Genomic DNA, 5,501 nt, shown 5'->3' with positions numbered 1-5,501 from the left:
GTGTGACCTTTCCGCCATCGCCACCGGACCTTAATGACAAGAAATAGTATAACACAGTTGCTGTTATTTATCAAGAGAAATAATTGTATTCCCTGAAAACCGGATGGGAGAAAAAACTGTAAACTGAGAATGCGTTTCTGCTTCTAACTTTGAGAATTGTCCAGCTCCAGCGCCTATCGGCTAGCGTATTTCTGCGCTTCCTCCCTACGATAAGCGGGCATCGACTCGCCTTTAGGGCTCGTCGTGTTTCCTTTATCTCAGTCGAAAGCTCCGAAATCCGTACGCCGATGAGCGAGCACCCTTCACTTTTCTACTGTCCAGCTCCGGTGCCTAGCCCCTCGAGGTCGAATAACCTGCCCGCCACGGAGCCAAAAGACGGCTCCATGCCGGTCAGAACATTCGCTTGTCGGGGCTAAACAAGGCACCTTCGCTTTTCTATTTGGTTAAGTCCTCGATCGATTAGTATCCGTCAGCTGCACGCGTCGCCGCGCTTCCACCCCGGACCTATCAACCTGATCATCTTTCAGGGATCTTACCAGTTAAACTGTGGGAAATCTCATCTTGAGGGGGGCTTCATGCTTAGATGCTTTCAGCACTTATCCCTTCCGCACATAGCTACCCAGCGATGCCTTTGGCAAGACAACTGGTACACCAGCGGTGCGTCCATCCCGGTCCTCTCGTACTAAGGACAGCTCCTCTCAAATTTCCTGCGCCCGCGACGGATAGGGACCGAACTGTCTCACGACGTTCTGAACCCAGCTCGCGTACCGCTTTAATGGGCGAACAGCCCAACCCTTGGGACCGACTACAGCCCCAGGATGCGATGAGCCGACATCGAGGTGCCAAACCTCCCCGTCGATGTGGACTCTTGGGGGAGATCAGCCTGTTATCCCCAGGGTAGCTTTTATCCGTTGAGCGATGGCCCTTCCATGCGGAACCACCGGATCACTAAGCCCGACTTTCGTCCCTGCCCGACTTGTAAGTCTCGCAGTCAAGCTCCCTTATGCCTTTACACTCTGCGAATGATTTCCAACCATTCTGAGGGAACCTTTGGGCGCCTCCGTTACCTTTTAGGAGGCGACCGCCCCAGTCAAACTGCCTGCCTGACACTGTCTCCCACCCCGGTAAGGGGTGCGGGTTAGAATTTCAATACAGCCAGGGTAGTATCCCACCGATGCCTCCGCCGAAGCTGGCGCTCCGGTTTCCAAGGCTCCTACCTATCCTGTACAAGCTGTACCAAAATTCAATATCAGGCTGCAGTAAAGCTCCATGGGGTCTTTCCGTCCTGTCGCGGGTAACCTGCATCTTCACAGGTACTATAATTTCACCGAGTCTCTCGTTGAGACAGTGCCCAGATCGTTACACCTTTCGTGCGGGTCAGAACTTACCTGACAAGGAATTTCGCTACCTTAGGACCGTTATAGTTACGGCCGCCGTTTACTGGGGCTTCAGTTCAGAGCTTCGCCTTGCGGCTAACCCCTCTCCTTAACCTTCCAGCACCGGGCAGGTGTCAGCCCCTATACTTCGCCTTGCGGCTTCGCAGAGACCTGTGTTTTTGCTAAACAGTCGCCTGGGCCTATTCACTGCGGCTTCCCGGGGCATACACCCCAAAAAGCACCCCTTCTCCCGAAGTTACGGGGTCATTTTGCCGAGTTCCTTAACGAGAGTTCTCTCGCTCACCTTAGGATTCTCTCCTCGCCTACCTGTGTCGGTTTGCGGTACGGGCGCCTTTCACCTCACTAGAGGCTTTTCTTGGCAGTGTGGAATCAGGAACTTCGGTACTTTAATTTCCCTCGCCATCACAGCTCCGCCTTGGCGCGAAGGATTTGCCTCCGCACCGGCCTAACTGCTTGGACGCGATCAACCAGTGTCGCGCTTGCCCTATCCTCCTGCGTCCCCCCATCGTTCAAACGGTGAAGAGGCGGTACAGGAATATCAACCTGTTGTCCATCGCCTACGCCTTTCGGCCTCGGCTTAGGCCCCGACTAACCCTGAGCGGACGAGCCTTCCTCAGGAAACCTTAGGCATTCGGTGGAAGGGATTCTCACCCTTCTTTCGCTACTCATACCGGCATTCTCACTTCTAAGCGCTCCACCGGTCCTTCCGGTCCGGCTTCAACGCCCTTAGAACGCTCTCCTACCACGGACACCAAACGGTGTCCATCCGCAGCTTCGGTGATACGTTTAGCCCCGGTACATTTTCGGCGCAGCGTCACTCGACCAGTGAGCTATTACGCACTCTTTGAATGATGGCTGCTTCTAAGCCAACATCCTGGTTGTCTAAGCAACGCCACATCCTTTTCCACTTAACGTATACTTTGGGACCTTAGCTGGCGGTCTGGGCTGTTTCCCTTTCGACCATGGATCTTATCACTCACAGTCTGACTCCCAAGCATAAGTTTTTGGCATTCGGAGTTTGTCTGAATTCGGTAACCCGATGAGGGCCCCTCGTCCAAACAGTGCTCTACCTCCAAAACTCTCCGCTTGAGGCTAGCCCTAAAGCTATTTCGGAGAGAACCAGCTATCTCCAAGTTCGATTGGAATTTCTCCGCTACCCACACCTCATCCCCGCACTTTTCAACGTGCGGGGGTTCGGGCCTCCAGCAAGTGTTACCTTGCCTTCACCCTGGACATGGGTAGATCACCTGGTTTCGGGTCTGCGGCCTCATACTCTTTCGCCCTGTTCAGACTCGCTTTCGCTGCGGCTCCGCTTCTTCAGCTTAACCTTGCATGAGACCGTAACTCGCCGGTTCATTCTACAAAAGGCACGCCATCACCCGTTAACGGGCTCTGACTACTTGTAGGCACACGGTTTCAGGATCTCTTTCACTCCCCTCCCGGGGTGCTTTTCACCTTTCCCTCACGGTACTGGTTCACTATCGGTCACTAGGGAGTATTTAGCCTTGGGAGATGGTCCTCCCGGATTCCGGCGGGATTCCTCGTGTCCCGCCGTACTCAGGATCCACTCGGGAGAGAACGAAGTTTCAGTTACAGGGCTTTTACCTTCTCCGGCAGGCCTTTCCAGGCCGCTTCACTTACCCCGTTCTTTTGTAACTCCCATATGAGTGTCCTACAACCCCGGAAGGCAAGCCTTCCGGTTTGGGCTGTTTCCTGTTCGCTCGCCGCTACTTGGGAAATCGCAATTGCTTTCTCTTCCTCCGGGTACTGAGATGTTTCAGTTCCCCGGGTGTGCCCTTCCTGCCCTATGGATTCAGGCAGGAATCCTGTCCGATTAAAGACAGGGGGTTTCCCCATTCGGAAATCTCCGGATCAAAGCTTACGTACAGCTCCCCGGAGCATATCGGTGTTTGTACCGTCCTTCATCGGCTCCTAGTGCCAAGGCATCCGCCGTGCGCCCTTTCTAACTTAACCATAAAAGATTTAAATCCAAAAATAAGCGATTCTCGGTTTACTTGGTTTGTTTCTCCTATCCGGTTTTCAAAGAACACATACTGAAGGATTGGACCTTCAAAACCGAACAAAACGAAAACGCCAAACTTAATTTCGGAAAACCGAAGGTTTTCCTTTTATGTCTAGCTCCGGGCGCTATCGGCTAGCGTATTTCTACGTCTTCTCCCTACGACAAGCGGGCATCGATTCGCCTTTAAGGCTCATCGTGTTTCCTTTATCTCAGTCGAAGACTTCGAAATCCGTACGCCGATGAACGAGCGCCCTACGCTTTTCCCCTTAGAAAGGAGGTGATCCAGCCGCACCTTCCGATACGGCTACCTTGTTACGACTTCACCCCAATCATCTGTCCCACCTTCGGCGGCTGGCTCCGTAAAGGTTACCTCACCGACTTCGGGTGTTACAAACTCTCGTGGTGTGACGGGCGGTGTGTACAAGGCCCGGGAACGTATTCACCGCGGCATGCTGATCCGCGATTACTAGCGATTCCGGCTTCATGCAGGCGGGTTGCAGCCTGCAATCCGAACTGGGAATGGTTTTCTGGGATTGGCTTAACCTCGCGGTCTCGCAGCCCTTTGTACCATCCATTGTAGCACGTGTGTAGCCCAGGTCATAAGGGGCATGATGATTTGACGTCATCCCCACCTTCCTCCGGTTTGTCACCGGCAGTCACCTTAGAGTGCCCAACTGAATGCTGGCAACTAAGGTCAAGGGTTGCGCTCGTTGCGGGACTTAACCCAACATCTCACGACACGAGCTGACGACAACCATGCACCACCTGTCACTCTGTCCCCCGAAGGGGAAGGCCCTGTCTCCAGGGAGGTCAGAGGATGTCAAGACCTGGTAAGGTTCTTCGCGTTGCTTCGAATTAAACCACATGCTCCACCGCTTGTGCGGGCCCCCGTCAATTCCTTTGAGTTTCAGCCTTGCGGCCGTACTCCCCAGGCGGAGTGCTTAATGCGTTAGCTGCAGCACTAAAGGGCGGAAACCCTCTAACACTTAGCACTCATCGTTTACGGCGTGGACTACCAGGGTATCTAATCCTGTTTGCTCCCCACGCTTTCGCGCCTCAGCGTCAGTTACAGACCAGAGAGCCGCCTTCGCCACTGGTGTTCCTCCACATCTCTACGCATTTCACCGCTACACGTGGAATTCCACTCTCCTCTTCTGCACTCAAGCCTCCCAGTTTCCAATGACCGCTTGCGGTTGAGCCGCAAGATTTCACATCAGACTTAAGAAGCCGCCTGCGCGCGCTTTACGCCCAATAATTCCGGACAACGCTTGCCACCTACGTATTACCGCGGCTGCTGGCACGTAGTTAGCCGTGGCTTTCTGGCCGGGTACCGTCAAGGCGCCGCCCTGTTCGAACGGCACTTGTTCTTCCCCGGCAACAGAGTTTTACGACCCGAAGGCCTTCTTCACTCACGCGGCGTTGCTCCGTCAGACTTTCGTCCATTGCGGAAGATTCCCTACTGCTGCCTCCCGTAGGAGTTTGGGCCGTGTCTCAGTCCCAATGTGGCCGATCACCCTCTCAGGTCGGCTACGCATCGTTGCCTTGGTGGGCCGTTACCCCGCCAACTAGCTAATGCGCCGCGGGCCCATCTGTAAGTGGCAGCCGAAGCCGCCTTTCCTTTTTCCTCCATGCGGAGGAAAAAACTATCCGGTATTAGCCCCGGTTTCCCGGCGTTATCCCAGTCTTACAGGCAGGTTGCCCACGTGTTACTCACCCGTCCGCCGCTAACCTTTTAAAAGCAAGCTTTTAAAAGGTCCGCACGACTTGCATGTATTAGGCACGCCGCCAGCGTTCGTCCTGAGCCAGGATCAAACTCTCAGTAAAGATGTTTGATAAAAGCTCAAAAAGAATTTGACGTTTCGTTTTGTCCAGTTTTCAAGGAACAATCGCTTTGTTTTTCAGCGACTTTTACATCATACCACGGCGCAACCAACATGTCAACTACTTTTTTTAAGAAGTTTAATGCCGGATGCGATGACGAAAACTATTATACTAGGATAACGAAGTACAGTCAATCCTTTTTTTAATATGCCCGCTTTTTCGTGGGCGCTCCCGCTTCTTTCGGCCTAAGTTTTGGGTCC

The 5,501-nt window shown here is 53.5% G+C and carries 2 rRNA genes; both read right to left on the bottom strand.

Going from position 1 to position 5,501, the window contains the following annotated elements:
* Positions 1 to 439 precede the first annotated feature (439 nt).
* A 23S ribosomal RNA gene (locus ACLWS4_RS36865) occupies positions 440 to 3,371 on the bottom strand.
* Positions 3,372 to 3,690: 319 nt separating this feature from the next.
* Positions 3,691 to 5,244: ribosomal RNA gene (locus ACLWS4_RS36860) — 16S ribosomal RNA — on the bottom strand.
* The 16S and 23S rRNA genes sit together here, the layout of an rRNA operon.
* Positions 5,245 to 5,501: the final 257 nt, after the last annotated feature.

Origin of the sequence: Kitasatospora sp. SC0581 (assembly GCF_048159585.1) — a bacterium.
In the GTDB taxonomy this organism is placed as follows: domain Bacteria; phylum Actinomycetota; class Actinomycetes; order Streptomycetales; family Streptomycetaceae; genus Kitasatospora.
Note: the sequence above shows the minus strand (reverse complement) of the source record. Positions and strands in the feature narration are given on the sequence as shown.